The sequence below is a fragment of the Xenorhabdus sp. SGI240 genome, from assembly GCF_040081915.1.
In the GTDB taxonomy this organism is placed as follows: Bacteria; Pseudomonadota; Gammaproteobacteria; order Enterobacterales; family Enterobacteriaceae; genus Xenorhabdus; species Xenorhabdus bakwenae.
In genome coordinates, this window is record NZ_JBEBMB010000030.1 from 40,655 (window position 1) to 64,430 (window position 23,776).

At 45.9% G+C, this 23,776-nt stretch carries 17 protein-coding genes and 1 pseudogene; 5 read left to right on the top strand and 13 right to left on the bottom strand.

Features of this window, described 5'->3' with window-relative positions; all coding sequences use genetic code 11:
* Nucleotides 1-143 precede the first annotated feature (143 nt).
* From queF to xni, 3 genes are all read left to right on the top strand, one after another.
* Nucleotides 144-989, top strand: a complete 846-nt coding sequence (gene queF, locus ABLA76_RS08235; protein WP_348987556.1) for an NADPH-dependent 7-cyano-7-deazaguanine reductase QueF — start codon at nucleotides 144-146, stop codon at nucleotides 987-989.
* A 103-nt stretch (nucleotides 990-1,092) separates the two neighbouring features.
* A complete protein-coding gene (gene ppnN, locus ABLA76_RS08240; RefSeq protein ID WP_285808488.1) occupies nucleotides 1,093-2,460 on the top strand; it encodes a nucleotide 5'-monophosphate nucleosidase PpnN in 1,368 nt (455 codons plus the stop codon).
* A 77-nt stretch (nucleotides 2,461-2,537) separates the two neighbouring features.
* Complete coding sequence (gene xni / locus ABLA76_RS08245; RefSeq protein WP_348987557.1) at nucleotides 2,538-3,296, top strand: flap endonuclease Xni; 759 nt, start codon at nucleotides 2,538-2,540, stop codon at nucleotides 3,294-3,296.
* A gap of 180 nt (nucleotides 3,297-3,476) precedes the next feature.
* Here the strand turns inward: xni and ABLA76_RS08250 are convergent, their stop codons facing one another.
* The 8 genes from ABLA76_RS08250 to ABLA76_RS08285 form a co-directional block, all read right to left on the bottom strand.
* Entirely contained in the window at nucleotides 3,477-4,892 is a 1,416-nt protein-coding gene (locus ABLA76_RS08250; protein ID WP_348987558.1) for a TolC family outer membrane protein, read from the bottom strand.
* Nucleotides 4,893-4,897: 5 nt separating this feature from the next.
* The gene (locus tag ABLA76_RS08255) at nucleotides 4,898-6,235 is read right to left on the bottom strand and encodes an HlyD family type I secretion periplasmic adaptor subunit (protein WP_348987559.1); all 1,338 of its coding nucleotides are present in this window, start codon (nucleotides 6,233-6,235) and stop codon (nucleotides 4,898-4,900) included.
* 92 nt (nucleotides 6,236-6,327) lie between these two features.
* Entirely contained in the window at nucleotides 6,328-8,064 is a 1,737-nt protein-coding gene (locus tag ABLA76_RS08260) for a type I secretion system permease/ATPase (protein WP_348987560.1), read from the bottom strand.
* A gap of 39 nt (nucleotides 8,065-8,103) precedes the next feature.
* A complete protein-coding gene (locus tag ABLA76_RS08265) occupies nucleotides 8,104-8,424 on the bottom strand; it encodes an AprI/Inh family metalloprotease inhibitor (protein ID WP_348987561.1) in 321 nt (106 codons plus the stop codon).
* 203 nt (nucleotides 8,425-8,627) lie between these two features.
* Nucleotides 8,628-10,061, bottom strand: coding sequence for a serralysin family metalloprotease (locus tag ABLA76_RS08270; protein ID WP_348987562.1), 1,434 nt, complete (start codon nucleotides 10,059-10,061; stop codon nucleotides 8,628-8,630).
* Between the two features lie 537 nt (nucleotides 10,062-10,598).
* A complete protein-coding gene (rlmM, locus tag ABLA76_RS08275; protein ID WP_285808500.1) occupies nucleotides 10,599-11,696 on the bottom strand; it encodes a 23S rRNA (cytidine(2498)-2'-O)-methyltransferase RlmM in 1,098 nt (365 codons plus the stop codon).
* Nucleotides 11,689-12,084, bottom strand: coding sequence for a DUF423 domain-containing protein (locus ABLA76_RS08280; protein ID WP_348987563.1), 396 nt, complete (start codon nucleotides 12,082-12,084; stop codon nucleotides 11,689-11,691). The genes rlmM and ABLA76_RS08280 overlap by 8 nt, the downstream gene beginning before the upstream one ends.
* Before the next feature lie 43 nt (nucleotides 12,085-12,127).
* Complete coding sequence (locus tag ABLA76_RS08285; RefSeq protein ID WP_047771267.1) at nucleotides 12,128-13,051, bottom strand: transcriptional regulator GcvA; 924 nt, start codon at nucleotides 13,049-13,051, stop codon at nucleotides 12,128-12,130.
* Nucleotides 13,052-13,460: 409 nt separating this feature from the next.
* Between ABLA76_RS08285 and csdA the strand changes: the two genes are divergently transcribed.
* Nucleotides 13,461-14,669 carry a cysteine desulfurase CsdA gene (gene csdA, locus ABLA76_RS08290; protein WP_348987564.1) on the top strand — a complete coding sequence of 403 codons (1,209 nt, stop codon included), beginning with the start codon at nucleotides 13,461-13,463 and terminating at the stop codon, nucleotides 14,667-14,669.
* A 185-nt stretch (nucleotides 14,670-14,854) separates the two neighbouring features.
* Here csdA and ABLA76_RS08295 read toward each other — a convergent pair whose 3' ends face one another.
* From ABLA76_RS08295 to ABLA76_RS08315, 5 genes and pseudogenes are all read right to left on the bottom strand, one after another.
* Nucleotides 14,855-15,301, bottom strand: a complete 447-nt coding sequence (locus ABLA76_RS08295) for a VapA/VapB family virulence-associated protein (RefSeq protein ID WP_348987565.1) — start codon at nucleotides 15,299-15,301, stop codon at nucleotides 14,855-14,857.
* Nucleotides 15,302-15,564: 263 nt separating this feature from the next.
* The gene (locus ABLA76_RS08300; RefSeq protein WP_348987566.1) at nucleotides 15,565-20,634 is read right to left on the bottom strand and encodes an RHS repeat-associated core domain-containing protein; all 5,070 of its coding nucleotides are present in this window, start codon (nucleotides 20,632-20,634) and stop codon (nucleotides 15,565-15,567) included.
* Nucleotides 20,635-20,694: 60 nt separating this feature from the next.
* Nucleotides 20,695-21,807: a hypothetical protein gene (locus tag ABLA76_RS08305; protein WP_348987567.1), complete on the bottom strand. Its 1,113-nt coding sequence runs from the start codon at nucleotides 21,805-21,807 to the stop codon at nucleotides 20,695-20,697.
* A gap of 411 nt (nucleotides 21,808-22,218) precedes the next feature.
* A pseudogene (locus ABLA76_RS08310) lies at nucleotides 22,219-22,326 on the bottom strand (IS1 family transposase); the annotation flags it as partial.
* A complete protein-coding gene (locus tag ABLA76_RS08315) occupies nucleotides 22,317-22,412 on the bottom strand; it encodes an IS1 family transposase (protein ID WP_348987568.1) in 96 nt (31 codons plus the stop codon). The gene ABLA76_RS08315 and the pseudogene ABLA76_RS08310, both read right to left, overlap by 10 nt.
* A 314-nt stretch (nucleotides 22,413-22,726) precedes the next feature.
* Here ABLA76_RS08315 and ABLA76_RS08320 point away from each other — a divergent pair, with 314 nt between their 5' ends.
* Complete coding sequence (locus ABLA76_RS08320) at nucleotides 22,727-23,296, top strand: Ail/Lom family outer membrane beta-barrel protein (RefSeq protein ID WP_348987569.1); 570 nt, start codon at nucleotides 22,727-22,729, stop codon at nucleotides 23,294-23,296.
* The last annotated feature ends 480 nt before the right edge of the window (nucleotides 23,297-23,776 follow it).

Sequence of the window (23,776 nt, forward strand, 5' to 3'; positions counted from 1 at the left end):
TCAGTAAACTGAGGGAATCCTGTGTAATAAAAATACGAACCATCAGGATTACTTGATACACTACAGATGACTTTAGTCATTAAGACGCTTTTTGTCGTAAAGACTAACTCAATGATAAGATTTTTTAGCCTTAAGGAATCCTAATGTCTTTATACCAAGATAATCATGCGCTTTCCCAACTCACATTGGGTAAACCAACGCCCTACCGTGATAACTATGATCCTACTTTATTGCAAGCAGTTCCACGCAGTATGAACCGTGAACCGCTTGAGCTGTTTCCTGATAATCTTCCTTTTCATGGTGCTGATATCTGGACAATGTACGAACTCTCCTGGCTCAACGCACGCGGCGTTCCTCAAGTTGCCATCGGTCACGTCAGCTTAAATGCGACCAGTGAAAACCTTATCGAATCAAAAAGCTTTAAACTTTATCTCAACAGTTTTAACCAAACCCGCTTTGCGGATTGGGAAACCGTACAAAAAACGTTGCAACAGGATTTATCTGCTTGCGCCAATGGCAATATTGAAGTTGTTCTGCATCCCCTCCACACTTTCAGCCAACAGCCAATTGCCGAATTTGAGGGAAAATGCATCGATAATCAGGATATTGACATTGATGATTATCAGTTCAGTCGTGATTATCTTAACCAGGCAGCAACGGGTCCTGTCGTTGAGGAGACTTTGGTTAGCCATTTGCTAAAATCAAATTGCCTGATCACCCACCAACCCGATTGGGGATCAGTAATGATCCGCTATCAAGGCCCTAAAATCGATCAGGAAAAACTATTGCGCTACCTGGTTTCTTTCCGCCACCACAATGAATTTCATGAACAATGTGTTGAGCGCATTTTCAATGACGTAATGACGTTATGTGCGCCTGAAAAGCTGACGGTTTATGCACGTTATACCCGTCGGGGAGGGTTGGATATCAACCCGTGGCGCAGTAACGAAGCGTTTACTCCAGCAACCGGAAGGTTAGCTCGCCAGTAATCATCGTCTGTACCCTAACCGGACTGCCGGATGAAGTCAGTTATACCCAACAGGGACATAAGTCATTATTGAGGGATCCCCATAAGGGGTAAAAGGAGTCATTTTGATTACGCATGTCAATCCATTAGGATCAATGAATTTACTCTCTCAGCTTGAAGTAGATATGCTCAAGCGTACCGCAAGCAGTGATTTATACCGCCTTTTCCGTAACTGTTCACTGGCGGTTCTTAATTCAGGCAGTCAAACAGATAACAGTAAGGAGTTACTATCAAAATATCAACATTTTGATATCAACGTCCTGCGCAGAGAGCGAGGGGTAAAGCTGAAACTGATTAATCCCCCCGAAGACGCCTTCGTCGATGGTAAAATCATCCGTTCCCTGCAAGCCAATCTTTTTGCAGTACTGCGCGATATTTTATTTGTCCACGCACAAATTACCGATGCACAGAAGGCAAATCATTTGGATATGGGAAATGGTATGCATATTACCAATACCATTTTCTCCATCCTGCGCAACGCCAACGCACTGCATATCTCAGAAGATCCTAATATGATTGTTTGTTGGGGCGGCCATTCCATCAATGAGAAAGAGTACTTGTATGGGCGCAAGGTAGGTAATGAGCTGGGACTACGTGAACTGAATATCTGTACGGGATGCGGTCCCGGTGCAATGGAAGCACCGATGAAAGGCGCCGCAGTGGGACATGCCCAGCAGAATTACAAAAAAAGTCGTTTTATCGGCATCACAGAACCTTCAATAATTGCAGCAGAGCCACCTAATCCACTGGTGAATGAGCTAATCATCATGCCGGATATTGAAAAACGTCTGGAAGCCTTTGTCCGTATTGCTCATGGCATCATTATCTTCCCCGGCGGAGTGGGAACGGCAGAAGAATTGCTGTATTTGTTGTCTATCCTGATGCATCCTGAAAATAAAGATCAAGTTCTGCCGCTGGTCTTGACTGGTCCCAAAGAGAGTGCCAATTACTTCCGGGTGTTGGATGAGTTTATTGTTAATACTCTGGGGGAACAGGCACGCCGGCACTATCACATTATTGTGGATGCCCCTTCAGAAGTCGCCCGTATCATGAAAAAAGCCATGCCGAAGGTCAAAGAAAAGCGCCGCGCGACCGGAGATGCCTATAGTTTCAACTGGTCACTGAAAATCGGCTCTGATCTACAATCTCCTTTCATGCCAACCCATGAAAACATGGCTGATTTGAATTTATACCCAAACCAATCGGCAGAGAAACTTGCCTCAGCGCTACGGCGCGCATTTTCTGGTATTGTGGCAGGCAATGTCAAAGAAGCGGGTATTTACGCCATAGAAAAACACGGGGCATTCAAGATCCACGGTGATGCAGATATTATGCATCGCATGGATGACCTGTTGAAAGATTTTGTCGAGCAGGATCGCATGAAACTCCCCGGAGGTACGGCTTATGAACCCTGTTATGAGATAATCACATAAATCGCGGATACCTTTTCTCATCAATATCCAATGAGGCTGGTGCCAGGGAATAAATCCACGGATGGACTATAACGACCATGATACATCTTCTGATTGTAGACGCCTTAAACCTGATTCGGCGCATCCATGCAGTACAGGGCAGCCCTTGCACTCCTGCCTGTGAACATGCGTTAAAGCAGTTAATCACCCATGCATCACCAACTCACGCGGTTGCGGTATTTGATGAAGCTGATCGCAGCCATAGTTGGCGCCATCAACTGTTCCCGGATTACAAAGCGGGCCGCTCTGCCATGCCGGACAACTTGCAGCAAGAAATGCCCTTAATTAAGCAGGCATTCAACGCGCAGGGGGTTGCTTGCTGGCACGCAGAAGGGCATGAAGCGGATGATTTAGCGGCCACACTGGCAACAAAAGTCGCCAATAGCGGGCATCATGTCACCATCGTTTCAACAGATAAGGGCTATTGCCAGCTCCTTTCCCCCAATATCCAGATTCGTGATTACTTCCAAAAGCGCTGGCTGGATCTGCCTTTTGTCCAGCAAGAGTTTAGGGTTGAACCAGACCAGCTTCCCGATTATTGGGGGCTTGCCGGTATCAGTAGCAGTAAGATCCCTGGTATTCAGGGAATTGGTCCCAAAACGGCCGCCCTCCTGCTGCAACAAGCGGGTTCGCTGGATAATTTATTCCAAAATCTGGACGCCCAGCCGGATAAATGGCGCAAAAAATTGGCATCTCACAAAGAAATGGCTTATATCAGCCGTGAAATTGCTTCACTAAGAACTGATTTGGCCCTACAGGGTAATTTACAGCAACTGAGATTGACTTATACCAGATAGGCGAAATTCTCAATACAATAAATACATAACCCCCAATCACTACTACATTATGAGATTGGGGTTATATACCAATCCAACTTCAAGATGCGTGTTGCCTATCCCCGTTTAGCGGGGAAATATAAGGCCTCGCGTCGTCTTGCGAATTGCAACTTGACGTTTATCGAGTATAGATGAAATAACTCAACCAAAATAATCAGCAATTAACTTAATATGTTCAGCCTGTAGTTGACCGGATTCATCTAATAACCCAATCCACGCTTTCATATAGTCATATTTTGCCTGAGAGAGTTCACGACGGGCGGTATAAAGTTGTTGCTCGGCATTCAATATATCGACATTCACCCTCTGCCCCATTGCTACACTTTTTTGCGTCGCTTTCACTTGCAAGGCGGCTGCTTCCACCACCGTTTCATAGGCGCGTATCCGTTTTTCACCATTCACGCAAGCGTTATAATTGCGCCTCAGTGCGTTCAGGATTTCCCCCGTCTGTGCATCCATTTCGAATTTAGTCTTGCCATAATTTGCGGCTGATTGGCGCACCGCTGCCGCAGTGCCTCCGCCATTATAGAGATTCATGGAGAGTCGCAATCCAATGGAATCCGTCCGGTATTGTTGGTCAATGCTGTTGTCACTACTGGATTTATTTTCGCTATGGGAAGCATATAGCTCCAGTTTCGGCAGATATCCCGCCCGGTTACGCTCAATATCATGGTACGCTACATCCACTTTCTGACGGGCAGCAGCCAGTTGTGGATTCTGACGTAATGCCCGTTGTTCCCAATCGGTGTAGTGTGCTAAATCCAGTTTGATGGTTTTGAACGGCGGGGAGTCGGATAAACGATTAACCGGCACATCTACTGGCAACGGGATGCCAACTAATAACTGCAAGCCACGAATAGCGGCATCCAGCTCATCTTGCACCGCTAACTCATCAGCCAGTACCTGACTGTAACGCGCCTGAGTTTCCGCCACATCGGTACGAGTACCTTCACCGGAAAAAAACAATTTCTGGTTACGTTCCAGTTGCTCTTCATAGGCAGCTCGCTGTTGAGCAACCTGTGCCAACCGATCCTGCGCATAAGCGACCGCTACATAGCTGTTCACCACCCTGACCGCCAATTGCTGGTTATCCGCCCGAAAACGGCTATCACTCATCAAGGTATAAGCCTGACGGGTTCGATAACGCGCCCAAGCCTCAAAATCGATCACCGGCTGGGTCAAAATAATCGCACCGCTATAGCTATCATACTGTCGGTCACGGCTCTCCCTGACGCTTCTTCCCCGCAGGTCTAACGATTGCGAGTCCATCTTTTGCCCATTTTTGGGTGCATTCTGGTAACTGAAAGATAGCTTGGGCAACAGTTCCGCCAACCCAAGGTTTTTCTCCTCCTGCCCCGCCTCCTGCTCTTTGATAGCAGCCTGAAATGTCGGATCGTGCTGCAATGCCAGCGCATAAGCCTCCGTTAAGGAAAGCGCACTGGCAAAACGGGGAAATATCAATATCGACATCAGCAATACTGACGCTGGCAATAATTTGCTGAAAAATAGGCGAGATAAAGAAGCCCGTCTATTGGCAAAACTGTGATACATCAACATCCCCATTACTCCTCGATCAGTGAGGTAGACGCCCTGTCCATTAATGGCTTGAACAGATAACTCAACAACGAACGCGAACCGGTTTTGACGAATACGTCAACCGGCATCCCCGGTCTGATATTCAATCCGGCCAGTTTCTCCATGCCATCAGGACTGACTTTCAATCGCATCTGGTAATAAGGCTCTCTTGTCCGTTCATCCACCAGACGGTCAGCGGAAACCACCATCACCTTGCCCGTGACTTTCGGTGTCCGGTTCTGGTTGAACGCGGTAAACATTAAGTCAACCTCTTGCCCCACGGCAACCTTATCAATCAGGTTCACCATCAGACGCGCCTCGATTTCCAGCGCACTCTGGGTCGGCAGGATCTCCATCAGCTTCTCACCGGCAGCCACCACACCACCTTGGGTGAACACGGTTAATCCAACCACTGAGCCATCCACCGGGGCAATGATAGAAGTCTGTGACAAATCAAATTGTGCCGTTTCCAGCTTATTTCTCAGCTCATTCGCCAGAACCTGTACATCAGATAACTGGCTGCGTACCTCACGCTGGTAATCCGCCTGACGCTGGATAACCCGCTGCTGCGTTTCCTGCCGCTGCTTTTCAAGCTGGCCCATTTTTCCGGTCATTTCCGCGATACTGCCACTTAATTCACTTTGGCTACGCAGTAATTCCAGATAGCGGTTACGGGGGAAATAACCCTCTTCCGTCAGGGGCTGCAAATTTGTCACCTGTTCTTTAAGCGAAACTTGCTGCTGCTGTTTACTTACCCGCGCTTCGCGCAATCCCCTGATTTGAAAATTCAGTCCCTCTTCGGCCTGCTGCATTCCCGCCAGATCACTACGCAGCATCTCACGACGTGATAAAAAGAGCTGTCTTTGCAGGGCAAGCGTCTCGTTAATGCGTGGCTCCGATTGCAGATCCAGTAACGCAGGCGGGAAAACCATAGCATCCTGCCCTTGCTGCTCGGCCAAAAGTCGGGCTTCTGTTGCCAATGTGGTGTAAAGCTGCTGTTTCAGGGAATCAATTTGTGCATTAACCTGCACCTGGTTGAGCTGAACCAAAACTTGCCCCGCCTTGACTTGTTCCCCCTCGTTCACCTGAATTTGACTGATAACGCCATTAAGCGGGGATTGTATCGTTTTACGGTTACCATCAACCACGACAGTACCAGAAGAAGCCACCCCCTTATCGAGGGGCGCAAAGGCCGCCCAGATGAAAAACCCGACAATGCCGATCCCAATCACCAACCAACCCATTCGCAGGTAACGATTTGCATCCAGCGGTAATAATTCCGACACCGCGTTTTGGGCATCCTTTGCGTTAGTCTGATAGGACATCTTTACTCCCAGAGAGAATATCCCAAGTATTGAAATAGGGCTGAATCATGTTACGAAGCACGTTCAACCGTTTTTAACTGTGACTGTGGTTGTTACGGAGACGAAGACTGAGTTTGGGATAGCGCCGCCATCACTTGTCGGGAAGGGCCAAACATTTTCATTTTCCCCTGCACCAATAGCAAAATTTTGCTTGTTTGCGAGAGCAATGAAGGCCGGTGCGTAATAACAACCACGGTTTTCCCCTGTTCCCGCAATTGTGCGATCGCATGGCTTAGCGCTTTTTCACCCACATCATCCAGATTCGAGTTAGGTTCATCCAACACGATGAGCGATGGATTACCATACAGAGCGCGAGCCAAACCGATGCGTTGTTTCTGCCCACCGGATAACCCCATCCCCCCCGCGCCGATTACCGTGTCATAACCGCGCTCAAGATTGAGCACCAATTCGTGGACACCGGCTTTTTTCGCCGCCTCGATCACTTTTTCCGGTTCAACATCATTAAAACGGGCGATATTCTCCGCGATTGTGCCGCCAAACAGTTCAATATCCTGCGGCAGATAACCAATAAATGCCCCTAACTCATCTTTATTCCATTGGTAGATATCCGCATCATCAAGCCGTACCACGCCTTCTTGCGCAGGCCATATCCCGACCAGCAGACGAGCCAATGTCGATTTCCCCGACGCACTGGGACCAATCACACCCAGCACATCACCGGCATCCAGAGCAAAGTGGATATCCTGCAAAACATATTGGTTATTCGGCGCTGATCCGTTTTGCGAGGATTGCAATACCCGTGTTTTACCCGGTGGCATTGCGGATACTTTTTCCAGCAACAACACACCGTTAGGCGCGGGCAATGACATGCCACTTTTGCGCTCCGGTTGGGCTTTCAGCAGCTTGTCCAGCCGTTGCCAGGATAAACGGGCAGCACTCCAGCTCTTCCATGCCTGTATCAACTGTTCAATCGGCGACAACGCCCTTCCCATCAAAATGGAACCGGCAATCATCATCCCGGGTGTGATATGGCCTTCAATCGCCAACCAGCCACCTAAGCCCAGGATCAACGACTGCAAAGCCATACGTATCGTTTTGGTCAACGCCGTGATAGCGGCTGATCGTTCGCTGGCAATACGCTGAAAATTGAGAAAACGCTGATGCAGGCCAAACCAGCGGTGACGCAATGCTGGCAACATACCAAGCGCTTCAATCACTTCGGCATTGCGTAAGTTGGTACTGGCTAAATTGGCTGAACGTAAAGAAAGGTGGCTGGCTTCCGCCAAAGGTGCCTGGGATAACCACTGGTTCAATACCGCCAACGTGATCAAAATGAGCGCCCCAACCAATGCCAACAACCCCAAATACGGGCTGAACAGGAAGATGACGCACAGATAAACCGGAAACCAAGGGGCATCAAAAAAGGCAAACAGGGCATTACCGGTCAGAAACTGGCGGATAGTTGCCAAATCATTGAGCATCTGCCCTGCATCGGTGGAACCATTTCTCAGGTTGGATTCATAGGACGCGGTATAAACCCGTTGATTCAGGCACATATCAAACTGACTGCCGATACGGATCACCACCTGACTTCGGATATATTCCAACCCGCCCATCATGGCGAACATCCCCAGCGTGATCAACGTTAGCATCAGCAAGGTCATTTCATTACTGGATGGCAGTACTCGATCATAGACTTGCAGCATATAAATGGAGGGAACCAGCATCAGCAAGTTGATAAATGCCGTAAATAATCCAATAGTCCAGAAGACCTTGCTGCGGGCACGGATAACCTCCGTGATTTCATCCTGCGGAAAGCGTAGTTTCACTGCAATCCCTTTATCATTAACTAAAGCAAAACAAATAGGTTATCTGGATACGCCACTGAATGTCATGAACAGTTCCCTGCCATCAACAAAGTAAGCAATCCACTGTTTTGATTCATGGCTAAAAAAGGCCAGGCTATTGCCGTCATTATCGGTCAATGTGATCCCATCTGGAGACGGATACCAGCCTTCGACAGGCTGTCCAACCAATTCAGTGACACACGTATTACTTTTCAAAGCCCAAAGCGACCCATCGGGTAAACGGGTATCGGTCAGTTCAATACTGCACAACTTATTTCCATCAGAGAGTTGCCATAATCCTTTCAACTCACCTGCGGCTGGAAGCCTTAAACTACTCGCCATACATCCTCCGACAAAAAAGAGCGCAAAAATTATTGATAAGAGCGATTTCGATCTAGAAAACCGACAGCCACAAAGTAAGAAGTTCACCCTTTCCACCTTTCCACCTTTCCACCTTTCCACCTTTCCACCTTTCCATCATCTCCATAATACTGCCGTATCCTGCGGGGAAGTACGGCAGTATTCTATTAACGTGATGACATCAATCAGACAATGAAATCTGCTTCGGCTAACGGTTGACCAACAACTTTCACCAGAAAATCGTTGCCAGCCAGATCACCACCAAGACTGATTTCCAGATCGGTGACCTCATTCACTTCATCGTAAGTGAACAGCACTTCGCCCGCCTTACCTGAGAACGAATCGACAAATTTAATATCGCCATTACCCCCGAAATTGAACTCAGACAGATCGATCTTGTCTTCACCAGAGACGAAATCGTGGATCCAGTCTGGATTGTCTTTCAGTGATTCTTTGCCATCCAGGTAAACAAAGGTATCGTTGCCTTCACCACCCCACAGATGATCACCGCCCAGACCGCCATAAATGATGTCGTTGCCGGCACCACCTTTCAGGATGTTGTCTGCGCTGTTACCCACCAGAATGTCATCGCCGCTGCCGCCAATCGCATTCTCAATAACAACACCACGGGCGATAGAAACGTTACCTTTCAGGCCGCCAACATCAGAGAAAGCACCTTCATTCAGGTTGATACGCTGATTTTGATTAAAACCAGAGAAATCAAAGGTATCTTCACCCCCCGCATCCCAGACACTGAATACCAGTTTGCTGTCAGCATCCGTTGCGGTCATAAAGTCGCGGTCAGTATTGGAATTGAAACCATATATGGTGTCTCCCTTACGGGTTTCCATATTCGCACCATACAACTCCTGAATGGCAGAGATATCATTCAACAGAGGTGCCGATGAATATTCATATTTAAAATCTTGGCCGGTATATTTTTCACTGAAATAACTCATGACCGTATAGGCACGAGTATCTTCGAAATATTCTGCTTTAGTGATATAGCCTGGACGCACTTTATCAGAAGCATCATAATCGGCAGGATGGTCCAGTCCTAATGCATGACCAATTTCATGAGTGAAAGTTTGACGGGCATAACCATTCACATCAATATCATTGTCTACAAACGTATGGCTTTTAGCGTGATACCATGTAAAAGTGTTTTTTTGTCCTTGTGGCAAATTTGCAAATGCATAATCATCGTTGTCACTATGATCAAAGAAACCAAAAGTAATATTCGCTTTTTTAACACTACTGACTTCGGTAAATTTAATATTGGCAACATCAGACCAGGATTGTAAAGAAAGTTTCGCTGTTTCTTTTTGTTCTTCATTAAAAGCACTGAAGCCAGAAATTTCAAACAACGGCATGATAGCCGGTGTCGATTCCATGAAATGATACGATAATTTCAAGGTGCCAGTAGAATCAACATACTTATTGGACCACTTATAATGACCCCGCAGAAGTTTATCAGGTGCATTGTCTCCTAATGGATCATGAGCAACCCGAATAGAGGTGTCGTAATTGGGAACATAGGCTTTAAGAAATGAATTAACCTCCTGAGCGGAATTGGAATCAGATAACTCCGTATAGGTATACTTTTTCTTTGAGACCATATAAATCTCCTGTAAAAACAAGATAAACACCCTAAAAATCCGAAATTTTTATAATAACGGCGGTAAGAGTTTTAAATTCTTTCTAAGACCCACTTAGAAATAAAACTCCAGAACAAAATAGCGTTAGTTACTGTCTGTGTAAAAATAATTAATATACTTTTTTAGAATACATATTGAACAAATTTAATTTATGTAATTAATTATTAATTTCACAATGAAATTTTTTTGATAATAAAAAAACAACATAATTTAGTAATAAATAATGTTGTTTTTATCTGCTAAAAATTGATCTTAAGAAAGAATTATCTCTTTACCTGTTTTTTCCCTATTTTTTCCCTATTTTTTAAAGGCGGGTTATTTTTTATTCAACTTGAAATTAGTTCCACATCTCTGGGTTTTACATTGCGTATCTGGGATAAGGGTAACCGAAATAGCTGAATTAAGTGGTATGACAACAGATAAATAGGATAATAAGACAATAGATAGAATAAATAAGTGCTGCCAATAAGGCAGCATATTTAACAATAAAGAGTGGTATCAATAATCCCGACTGGTTGCATACACAGACCAAATCCGACGGACATGTACCGTGATCTCTTCACGATCGTGATACAGGTGTTTCGCCTGAATCTGTGCATTCACCCCATTTTCTTGCAATTGCTGTTCTATTTTCAGCAAGATATGCGCCACTTCCTCATAACGCTTCTTCATCGGCAATTTAAGATTAAAAATAGCCTCACGACACCAACTGTTTACCAGCCAATCCGTCATAAGTTGGGCAACTTTGGCCGGTTTCTCAACCATGTCACAAACCAGCCAGTAAATGTTTTTCACTGCCGGCTCAAACTTAAAGCCATCGACACGATGATGCTTCACCTGGCCTGTTTCCATCAGGCTATCCGCCATCGGGCCATTATCGACCGCATGAACCATCATGCAGCGTTTCACCAGCTGGTAAGTCCACCCCCCCGGACAAGCTCCGAGATCCACAGCATGAAGGCCGCTATCCAGACGCTCTTCCCATTCATCATAAGGAATGAACACATGAAAGGCCTCTTCCAGTTTCAGCGTTGAACGGCTTGGAGCATCTGAAGGGAATTTCAGGCGGGGGATGCCCATATAGAAACGGGAGTTATTGTTGCTGTTGGAATACCCGACATAACAACAACCGGGAGCGATGAAAAAGACATGGATCACAGGGCGACCCGCGTTTTCCTTTGCCAGCAAAAGTTTTTCCTGCCGCATAGCATTACGCAGCGGCACCGTAAACTTACGGCAAAATTTCATCAACTCCTTGCCTTCATTGGTATCCGGCACTTCCACTCGCAGCTCACCCGCTCTTTCAACAACACCGAATAACATGCCAATAATCGGTGTAATGCGATCTTCCGACGGTAAATCTTTCAGCAATTCACCCACAACCAACATTTGACGGGCAAAAATCAATTCACTGAACGGAACTTCACGGATCAGACGATCCGCATCATCCGGCTGATAACATTCAAACAGCACATATCCACTGTTCTCTTTCACGCGGGCGAAACCGTATATTTCTTTCTTACCCGCTTTATCGGTAATTTCTGCCGCACACTCTTTTTCAAAACCCGGGCGGCAATATAAAGCAACTTTATTCATGGCTAGGCGCCGATTTCCTTAGACGCAGAGCGCCAATTAATACACATAACCAACCAATGAGAAAACAGAACCCACCGATTGGTGTCAAATAAACCAGAAATTTTAGCGGTAAAAAGGCCAGACAATAAAGGCTGCCACTAAACAGCACAATTCCCGCCGTGAAAAAAATCCCACTCCAACCAAACGACGCTACAGGCTGACGCATCAACAAAGCGGCCAGAGCCATCATGGCGAGTGTATGTAGCCCTTGATATTGCAGGCCGGTATGAATCCATTCCATCTGGCGTGGTGTCAGAATGGGTGCCAACATATGTGCCCCCATCGCTCCCAGTGCCACGTAGAAAAAACCACTGATCCCAACCAAAATCAGCATGATTCGACTGCTCATCACACAGCTCCTGTTTCTGTTTATCAGCTATTGGGTATCACTATTAAGTCTGTTGGGTAATAAACCCTAACCTTTCTTGTTCCGTCGCGGCTTGCGTCAGTATCCATTTGCGGAAAGCCGCGATCTTGCCCAATTCTGCCTGATTATCGTGGCAAACCAAATAAAATGCATTCTTACTGACCAAAACATCATTAAATGGATAAACAAGACGCCCTGCATCAATTTCATTTTGTGCCATCACATTATTGGCCAGGGCAACACCCTGACCATGCACGGCCGCCTGGATCACCATCGCGCTATGGCTGAATATCGGTCCCTGCTGAACATTAATCTGCTGCTGCATATCAAGCTGGCGGATATAGGCTTGCCAATCCCGTCGGGATGAATCATGCAATAAAGTATGATTGGCGAGATCTGAGGAGGTTTTCAATGGCCGATCACCTGCCAGCAATGCCGGAGAGCAGACAGGTAACAGATATTCAGGATAGAGGCGATCGGTTCGCAACCCCGGCCAGTTACCCCGACCATAAAAAATTGCGACATCAACATCATCAGCCAGTTTATCTTCTTCCCGATCCACTGCCTGAATACGGACATCAATCCCCGGAAAACTCTGATGAAAACCTGAAAGCCGGGGCACTAACCACTGAATCGCAAAACTGGGAGATAAACTGACCGTTAACGCGCCTTTGGCACTGCGAGCCTGGAGTTTACGGGTTGCGTCATTGATGGCGGTAAAAATTTCCTTGATATCGAGATAGTAACTCTGCCCCTCTTCCGTCAACAATAACGAACGGTTACGACGACGAAAAAGCTTTAATCCCAGAAAATCTTCCAGACTTTTCATTTGATGACTAACCGCAGCCTGAGTCACAAATAATTCTTCTGCCGCTTTAGTAAAACTTAAATGACGGGCCGCAGCATCAAAAACGCGTAACGCATTGAGTGGAGGTAAACGTTTAGACATGTTCGTTTCTTATATAATGGTGATGATACCGGTAACTCTTTTCATTTAGTTATTAGTTTTTTTAATCCGAATCATTATAATTTGTCCATTGATGATATACCAGCAAATCCCTATAGTGTGCGCACTTCCTATAGCCGGAACGAAAAGTCTCTTTGTAGCGATACATTGGTGCTTTTGGCTTTGTGGTTGTGATGTTGTGTTTGCAAGTTGTCTGGAAAACCAGACTTTGTAGCATATGCTACTGTTTTTTTTTCACTTCCTGTACATTTACCCTGTCTGTCCATAGTGATTTTTTTATGCACCGCCGATTGCGGTGCTTTTTTTCCCTGCCTTCTCCTGTAGAATCCTTCTTTCCCTGATTAAAGCAAAACTTATTCTTTATCACACAACGATTAAATCAGCAGCGTTTATGAAAACCTTTGACTCAGAAAAATTCCGTCAGCAATTTCCTGCCCTGCAACAATCCACCACATTTCTGGATAGCGCAGCTACGGCATTAAAACCGGCATGCATGATTGAGGCGACCGGAGATTATTACCAACACCACAGTGCAACAGTACACCGCAGTCAACATGCCACTGCGCAGGCCATGACTGCTCGTTATGAGCAGGCCCGTTCTCTGGTGGCGGAATTGATCAATGCGTCATTACCTGAAGATATTATCTGGACAAAAGGGACGACTGAGTCCATCAATTTGGTTGCCCAAAGTTACTTTCGCCCTCGCCTGAACGTCGGGGATGAAATCATCGTCAGCGAACAGGAACACCACGCTAACCTGTTACCGTGGCTGATTCTGGCGGAACAAACCGGCGCCAAAATCGTTAAATGGCCGATTGGCAATCGACACCAACCAGAAATCGGAACCCTGGCAGAACTATTGAATGAAAAAAGCCGCTTAGTTGCCATCAGCCAGATGTCTAACGTTACCGGTGCCACAGTAGATTTGGCACAAGTCACCGCACTCGCCCATCAATATAATTGCCGTGTTCTGGTCGATGGTGCTCAGGGGATCGTTCACGCGTCTGTCAATGTACAACAACTGGATATCGACTTTTATGCCTTCTCTGCCCATAAACTGTATGGCCCAAATGGATTGGGTGTGTTGTATGGCAAAAGCGAATTACTGAATGCGATGTCACCGTGGCATGGCGGCGGAAAAATGCTGACTCAAGCCTCGTTCGATGGTTTCACACCGGAAGCCGTACCTTACCGTTTTGAAGCGGGAACACCCAATATTGCCGGCGTGGTTGGCTTTGCCGCGACCCTGGAATGGTTGCAAGCGATTGATACCCAGCTCGCTGAATCCCACGCGATTGCGCTGACAGATTACACCGAACAACAACTTAGCACTCTGGCGGGCTTTAACAGTTACCGTGTGGCGGGTTCCAGCGTGCTGGCTTTCAATATCGCCGGAATACACCATAGTGATTTAGCGACGCTGATTGCTGAACAAAATATCTCCCTGCGTTCAGGCCAACACTGTGCCCAGCCATTGTTGGATGTTCTTGGGATCAGCGGCTGTCTGCGCGTTTCATTCATGCCTTATAATAACCAGCAAGATGCGGATAGATTGATCAGTGCCGTAAAATTTGCACTATCACTGCTGATGGATGATTGATATTGTCCTGTTATCAATTACCTCATTATAAAAGCCCCAATCCAACTTCAAGATGCGTGTTATATTTCCCCGCTGCACGGGGAAATATAAGGCCTCGCGGCGTCTTGCGGATTGCAACTTGAAGTTTATCGAGTATAGCATTCTACTCATCATTGGACTTAACTGAAATTGCATATGATAAATAATTAACTCCATGAACCTGATCCACCACCAATGCCTGATATAGTGGAAATAGCGGCGCTTTGGAAATGACCAAGCAAATGACTGTGTGAATCAAAGAAAAGTAAACTAAAGTATACGGGCGAGGCATTAAACTCGAAACTGACAGTATCAGAATAAACTTTACCTAAATCTTCTGTATAAACATAGCCTTCCAGCCAGGCAAAACCGGGAGAAGTCAGCCCACCGGCCTTCCCACTAAAAGACTTTTTATCAATATTTACTTCCAGGCTAAACAGTAGGAAAAAAAAGATGCTTTGTACATCACCTGTTGTGTAATATTTATCATTACTTGAAGAAGCTATTCTTTTTACGGCCTCACCAATAACATTGGGTTCCAATTTATCCTTTGCATATTGTTTAAAATCCTCAATGATTTTAAATTTTATTTCATTTTGTTCTACTTCGTTCATAATATCATCCTCTTTTATATAAATGGAGAAAAAACAACAGCCAAAATATATTATTTTATTTATCATATTCTTAGGCATAATAATATATCAATCCGACTTCAAGATGCGTGTTATATTTCCCCGCTGCGCGGGGAAATATAAGGACTCGCGGCGTCTTGCGGATTGCAACTTGAAGTTTATCGAGTATAAACCGATTAAGTATTAATGCATTTTTAACTCACAATCATTAACCTAAAAATCATTATAAAATTCAATATCGACAGCTAAAAAAACATATTATATAAAAAAGAAAAAGTAAGTGAATTCTCAAGATAAATAGAATTTATTATTCGTTGTACCTTTTGTTCTTCCTGAGGAAATCTAAGTGTTAAATCAGCCGCAGCCCAATCTTTAAACACTCCTCTATAGTTGTTCAGCGCCCACACTTGTAGTATTTGTGACATTATCGTATCATCAAAAGGTATTTGATTTGTAAAGTTATAATCAATGATTGAACGTATTAGATTAGTCCTGGTAACGTGTAATATAGTAGAATTATCAGTAATAAATTGTGCATATAATCTTAAATAAATATTGTCCGTAATATTCACATGGGTACTTTGTCCAGCTAAAAAATTTACTGGAACAGCATTATCTATTTTCCATATATTACTTCCACTGGAAGTTTCCCAAAAACCTAATTTTAAAACCTTTCCAAAAATTCCTTGATACTCGTGACTCTCAACTGTATTAAACAGTCTATCTATATTAATTTCGATATTATTTATCTGGCTATTACCTATGGTTTCCACAATATCACTACCAACCAGATTCTTAATCTGTCTGAAACCGCGTACATACTCTGTTTCCATGACAGCCCGAGAGCCAGCCGTAGTGTAGCTACGACTACTTCCCGCCGCCGCCGCACCTCTGCCACTCAGCCCATGAGAAAAACTCTCGGTCAACCTTTCACCGGTCTGCCGCATTCCCCGCGCCAGCCCGCCCAGCAGCCCACTGCCCAAACTTAATGCCCCCAGAGCGAGGGATACCCAGCCCAGCACCGCTGATTTCTGCGGGTCGCTCTCTTCCATCACCGCACTGGCAATCCCGGTGGCATCGCCCAAAAAGCCGATCCCCGCTAAAATCGCGCTGCTAAGAGTCAGAGACGCACCTCCCGTCGGGATAACCGTTGCCAGCCCGATGAACAGACCGATCGTCCCAAAGACAATGCCCAGAATACTGCCTATGCTCATTTGCCCGCTGGGATCGCTCCGGTTTATCGGATCACCCAAACAGTATGCATATGGGTTCAGCCCTCCGGTACCAAACGGACTTAAGCTGTCCGGGGCGGTAAACCGCATCAGTACCGGATTGTAAGTACGGTAGCCATTGCCCAGATGATAACCGCCGCCCACCGGATCGAATGCTTCCCCGGTATACGCTGGCTGAACGGGGTTCTGTTCGTCTGTTGCCTGCTGTCCATACGGCGTGTAGCGATAGCGGGTCAGGGTATCGGGATGCTGTTGGCACATCAGCACACTGCCCTGCCCGTCGGTACCCAGTAAGTGTATGCCACTGTCGGTGACTGTTGCCGCCGGCACACCGTTCGCCTGTACCCGGTGGGTTTCTGTCCCGCTTTCCCGCAGCACTTCCATCACCCGCATGTTGCCCTGATAATACAGTTCCTGCGTCTGCGTACCGTTCAGCCGTTGCAGTGCCAGCCGGCCTGCCGCATCGTACCCATAATCACAGGTGTTTTCGTTCAGCGTGGCTGATGTGAGCCTGCCCAGCGCATCGTAGGTAAGTTCTCGCCCGGCCTCATCCCGGATCAGCCGCCCGTTCTTATCGTAAGCCAGAATGATTTCCGCCGGATAGCTCGGATGGGTATGAGTAATACGCTGTAACTGGCAGGCATCGGACTGGCTGTAACTGAACGTCGCCGTATCACTGCTGCCATCCGTCAGCGTGGTGATACAGGTCAGGATATTCCCCAGTCGATCATAAGTGAACTGCTGGCGGGTTAGTGTCATACCATAAGCATCCCGTGGACACTCGCTCCCCGTGCACTGATAATCCGTCAACCAGCGGCGGGCAGTATCGTAAGTGTAGCTTTCTTGCCGTAACAGTCCGGCCTGTTGTGAGCGGGTCATCCGGCTCGCTAACTGACCGATAACGGTATGGGTCTGCGTCAGTGTCAGTATGTCGGTGTCGCTTTCAATCCGGCGCTCCGTTTCCCGGCCAAAATCATCCCAGTTCAGCGTAGTCATCAGTTGCTGCGTTGTTTTTTTATCCTGTATCGTCCAGCGGTTAACCCGGCGGGCGGCATCATAGGAAAAGGTCATGCTGAGGGCATCGTCAGCCATTTCAACCGGCCGCCCCAGCGTATCAAAACGCAGCCGCCGGGTTCGGCCTTCTGCCGTTGAAAATCCCCGGTATTCCGTCAGTCTGCCAGCCGGCGAGTAACTGTATTCTGCGTTCCGGGCCGCTCCCGCGCCGGTATCGTCAAAACGCACACTTTCCTGCTGTAACTGCCCGGCAGGGGTATAACTGAGTTGCTGAGTAACCTGCTGTGCCGTCACCGCCCGGACCATCGCGCCGGTTTTAGCCTCATAGGTAAAGTTCTGTTGGATACCCGCCGTGATCATCTGGAGCAAAGCGTTGCCCAGCCGGGGTTCATACTGCTGCTGCGATGTCTGCCCCTGCGCATCGGTGACCGTTGCCGGTGCAGGATTACTGGTCTGATAGGTCGCCCGGTGGGTACGGTCGCCAACTGTGGTGGATATCGCCCGGTGCAGACTGTCAAACTCACGGATACCCAGCACTTTTCCGTCGGCTTCTATCTGCGTCAGTAACGCACCGGTGCTGAACGGCGCATAACTTTTGCGCACTATGGTGCCATCGCTGTACTGGATCACTGATACCCGGTTAAACGCATCATAACGGTATTCGGTCTTCTGCCCCAGCGCATCCACCGTGGCGCGTACCCGGCCCAGTCCGTCATAATCGTTCTTTTGCTGGCTGACCTGTTGTCCCTGACTGTCATATTGCGTTACGGTCAACGGCTGATGCCGCAGGTCATAGACGGCTTCTGTATAACCGAACGACAGACCATCCGCTTCCGTTTGATGCCGAGTCGTCAGAGTGACCGGATCATACTCCTGCCGCAACCGTTTTCCGGTGCCATCCGTTACCAGGCAAGCTTGCCCCCAGTTGTCGTAAGTGGTTTGCTGACGAACGGAAACCAGACTGACCTGTGCCTCTTTTTCCGGATCTGTTCCCGTTGGTAACCAGTCATGATACGTTTTCGCGATAACCCGTCCCCAGCTGTCCCGTTCGGTGTCTGAAACCTGACGCCAGCCCGCCGCTTCCTGCCCTTTCGCCAGTATTTCCTGCTGATAAGACTGTCCTTTTCCGTCAAGCCGGGTGCGCATCTGATTGCCCCAGACATCCTGTTGGGTGGTGGTGAGCACGTTATCTTCTTCAATGGTATAAGTAAACTGAGTATCGCGGGCGTAATCCGTGTCGGCATTATGCACCTGTTTCAGCAGGCGCCCCAGTGCATCATAGGTATAGTGTGCCGTGCAACTCAGTGGGTCTTGTTCACGCAAGATTTTCCCACTGACACACGATGTTACCTGCATGCCACTGACGGTCAGTCCGTCATGTCCGCACCACTGCATGGTATTTTGCAGTTCTCCGTCTGCCAGGCTGTAGCTGAAACGCTTCTGGCTGGTCCAGTGCTGCGGGGTGTCCGTTGAAGTGTTATCCGGCACGCTGTAGACCGTTACTTCAATCAATGCCAACCGCCCGTGGTGGTGAGGCTGATCCGGCTGATCCACATAACGGGTTTGGCTGGCTTGCAGTAACTGACTGCCGCTGTACATTTCTTGCCGGGTACACACCACGGCATATGTGTTCGGGCTGCCGGAACGGGTGGATAAGGTATCATAACGATAGCGCACCTGATGCACCGGCGCATCGTCATAGCCCGCTGTCGGTGCTGGCGTCACTGTTTTAGATTTCACGTAACGCACAAATCCGTGCGGGTCCGCCGGGCACTGGTCGGCTTCCCCTTTTGCTGGGTAATATACCCATTCAGTACGGGTGCCGTCCGGCGCTACCTGAACGGTCGGGTTGCCAGCCTCATCAAATTCAGTCTGCGTCACTTCTTCCCGATGACCACTGTCATTGATAAAGCGCACAGTAGCGGATTGCGGTAACTGGAACTGCGACTGCTGGTTATCAAAACTCTGTCCAATGCGGGCATAATATTTTGTCTCGTGCTGGCGCTGACAGCTGTTTTGCTGCACGTTTTCTGAAATCAGCAGATGGTAATTATTGTAAAGCCGGGTAATATGCCGCTGTTCTGTGCCATTATTCCAATGCTCGGTTGAGCCATAGTGATAATTTGTCAGGACACCGTAGAGATAGTCATCATCCTCATTCCAGCTCTCATGACTGCCATACCCCAGAAAATTATATTCGGTATATTCATAGTTCCTGATGACATCAGGATTTCGCTTAGTTTGTTGAGTGTGCCGGGTGACATAAGGCAACGGCGGCAGACGGGCGTGACTGGGAAAGTCATGCCCCTCAAAATCGTAATCCACAAATTCAGCAATGCCGGTCGGTGATGAAATCCGGGTTAAGAACCCGCTGTCTGAGTCATACCCCAGTTCCCAGCTTAATGTTTGGTCACCCGCCTCATTATGGATATGAGTAACCCGGTCATTCTCAAAGTCTAACCGGATAACATAAGATTCCGGTGTGTCGGGCCAGACCATAATACGGGTATAGATAGCCGCTTTATACTGGATTTTTAACAGCACCTGATTTTCGTCTGATACTGTAACAAGGCGGGGGATTGCCCCCATTCCATAATCCCAGTCCAGTGTCAGAGTACACCCCAGTGGGTTGATAATGTGAGTGGGGACCTTGAGATCACAGAGATTCCGGGGACCGGTCAGTATTTCCACCTGACCGGATTTATGGATCACTCGGTAAACATTTTGCCCGACATCTTTTTCAAACCGAATAACATCCTGTTTGTATTGTTTCAAAAAGACCCGGTCATCGGTTTCAAATACTTTATACCGTTCGCCGGTTGAAAGCATTAACAACCGGTTTTCAGCATTATAGTGCGTGAGTCCCAGCGAAAAACCGATGCCAAAACCAATATCGCCCGAATTAAGCGGGCTATAAGACAGAGCGAAAGTCTGCTCTGGGCCAAGCTGATTATTACCGATAAGGTGTGCCAGCGGCATCGCGTAATTAAATAACCCAGTACGCGGATCGACACTGCCCGTTGCTGTGCTCTGAAAATTAGCGGCCTGGGAGAAAAAATTATCACTCATCTTTGTCACCTTTAACTTTGAGAACAGAATATTTTAGTCGTTAAAACTCTATAGACCGTTTTACCCTTCCTGTAGGTGAAATTCGTTCTCACTATCCGAAACATCCATGATAATTTTTAGCCAGACTGATTCATTGCCATAAATATCACGAAATTTAAACTGTGGAACTTGGTTCGCTTCATCAACCCAAAAATTGTTTATTGGTTTTTTGAAATAAAGTCGACTCAAACTAACAACATCAGTACGTGGTGTTGTGTCTATTTCTACTTGTGGCGTCGCTTCCCTCGTTATAGAGATACCAGAATCACTAAAATAATCTTTTTTAGACTGATAATCAGCGCCAGCCATTCTCCTGGCCTTATATTCCCCCCACAGAAACCAAAGATAAAGATGATCATCTTTTGTATGATGAGTAAACCTTCGATAATCATATCTGGAAATGTCTTTATCGTTTATCGTATTTTTAATATCAACATCATGAACAGAAAATTTATAACTATCATTGACATAGATGTAATGATTATCTTGAATCCATTCCAGATCCTCAAATTCAATTACTGTACGTGAGTGAACAAATGGACCACCAGGTTCAACAGTGGTCACTTTACATTTATATGTACCATTAGCGACATTTTTTTCTGTTTGCCTCACTAGATCATTAGCATGATAAATAATTGCTTTTCGCCCCATAACAGCAATGTGGGACCCCTTGCCATGTTCATCATCTGATAAAAATGTTTTCCCATCCAATGCCACTTTTGCTATTATTTCAACGGTTTCAATCGCTGTTGTTTTTAGCCAATAAAATTTTTTCTGAGCTTCAGATTTATTATTGAATGAATCTATTTCATCAGATGATAAATTTGTGTTTCCTGTCATGCCTTGTTGTGGAAACTGGTGAAAATAATCATTTTCCTCAGAACTGTATGACCACTCACTCGATAATTTTTCACCTGTTATTTTATTAACCAATTCAATACTATTTAATTGTTCATCAGATAATTTTATTTCCTCATCATAATTAGCCGTCGTAGCTTGTATATTAATCACAATACCAAGCTGCATATTTCCATTCGCAAATAGCACACCTTCTCGGCGACCATCAGATACTACAATATTAAAGGTAGGTAACCCTTCTATTTTAGATGAATTATTCTTTAGTTGTGTTTTCATTATGATTCCCCTATGGGAAAGAATAAAATAACTGATTATCCTGATGATTCTTTGATTTTTCCACAATGCAAATAAAAATATACTGAGAATAACCCCATGAAAATACAATATTATTAATTAAATAAATAAAACACACCCAATATGACACCCTGGATTCAATTAAAAATTGATAGCGATACCCATAATCAGTATTGGTACATATAAATATTAGACCACGCATTAAAGCATTTCCAACAAAATAATAAAAATAAATATCTCATTAATTAACATTATATAAACAAAAGATAAAAACTCTCGTCAAAATAACAACAAATTATTTTTATTGATCTATTTTTTATAAGACTATTTCATGACATGAATTTATTTAAATAATTGTAGTGATGGGTCACGTATTCAACCCGTTGAGCCGCCTTAAATAGAGTATTCTCTTTCGATAAAAGTGCCGATAACTTTGTCATGCCTCTCCGGGGATTTTGAGTAACCGAGTGTTTTACGGTTCAACAATTTGATTATGGATAGCGTTGATGCCCTGCATCGCCTTTACCGTGTTTTTTGACGAATTCCGTTTGCTGGCAAAATCGACATTTTACTTCAACCGTCGCCATTTAATCTCTCCGAAAAAAGAGCGATGACACATAATCATCAACGGGTTGAATACGTGACCCGATGATGCAATCATTACATAAGACGGTAACACGAAATCATTGTTGCCAATACATATGGTAACTCATCAAAAAAGTTAAGATCTTTTTGAATACGGCTTCGGCAAGTTCCTGGAAAAGAATAAAAAACCCTAATCAAACATAACTGGTCATAATTAATTCAAATAAATTAATTTAGTTTGGTTATTTTTTCCGTTGTTTTTTTTCGGAATTTATATATATTACCGCGAGATTTATATAACAAAGAGATACTTATCATGAAAAAAGTGCTACTGACCTCAGCAATTGTGGCGGGGTTATCTATTGCTTCATTCACAGCAAATGCAAGTGGCAAACACACCATTTCAGTCGGCTATGCCCAAAGTGATGTGAAAATGAAACTTGAAGGCGATAAACTGGATAATGAACCCAAAGGTGTTAACCTGAAATACCGTTATGAAATTAATGATAATTGGGGCGTTATAAGCTCGTTCACGCTGACCAGGGAAGGTGAAAACCAAACCCTAAATTCCCCTATTGGCCATCTGGGAAAACTTACCAGAGATATTACTTACAGGTCTTGGATGGCAGGTCCAACCTATCGCTTTAATGAATATGTCAGCACCTATGCCATGATTGGTGCGGCTAATATTGACGATCATCAGACTGCATCTGGCTTAGGAACATATAGGATTCGCAGCGAAAATAAATCCGCTGTTGCTTACGCTGCAGGATTACAATTTAATCCGATCTCAAATATCGCTGTTGATGTTGCCTACGAATATTCTGATTTAGGTGATAAAGCTAAAGTAGGAACATTTGTCGTTGGCGTTGGCTATCGTTTCTAATTTGCCCCATTAAATCGCTATTCCAGAACAACACCCTGAATATCGGACTGATGCACGCATGTTTAGGGTGTTGTTCTGTCCGATATCCTGAGCTTTTAAGGTATCAAATAGATTGTTCAATAACATTCCTGTTTACGATGCCATGTAATTACCCTATGGCACAGTTTATGCCATATCTTTAAACCTGTGTGGTATTGCTCCACGCAAAGCGCCCCGAAAGGCGCAAGAGTGAAAAGGAATTCAGGCCGCTTGGGGCTGTTGATATATCTGCAAACGGCTCGACCCGTTACCCGGATAATGCGCCGGCGTATAACGTGTCCGTTTGCTGCGGCCAGCGGGTCCAGTATCAATCAGAGATCCACAGGCTGCACAGCGGATTATGCCCCTGCTCTCTCAAGTAACCCTTCACCAGCCCTATATTGACTAAGCTAAAGCAGATTTTTCGCATGATCACACTGCCTCGCAGGCACCGTTCGCCTC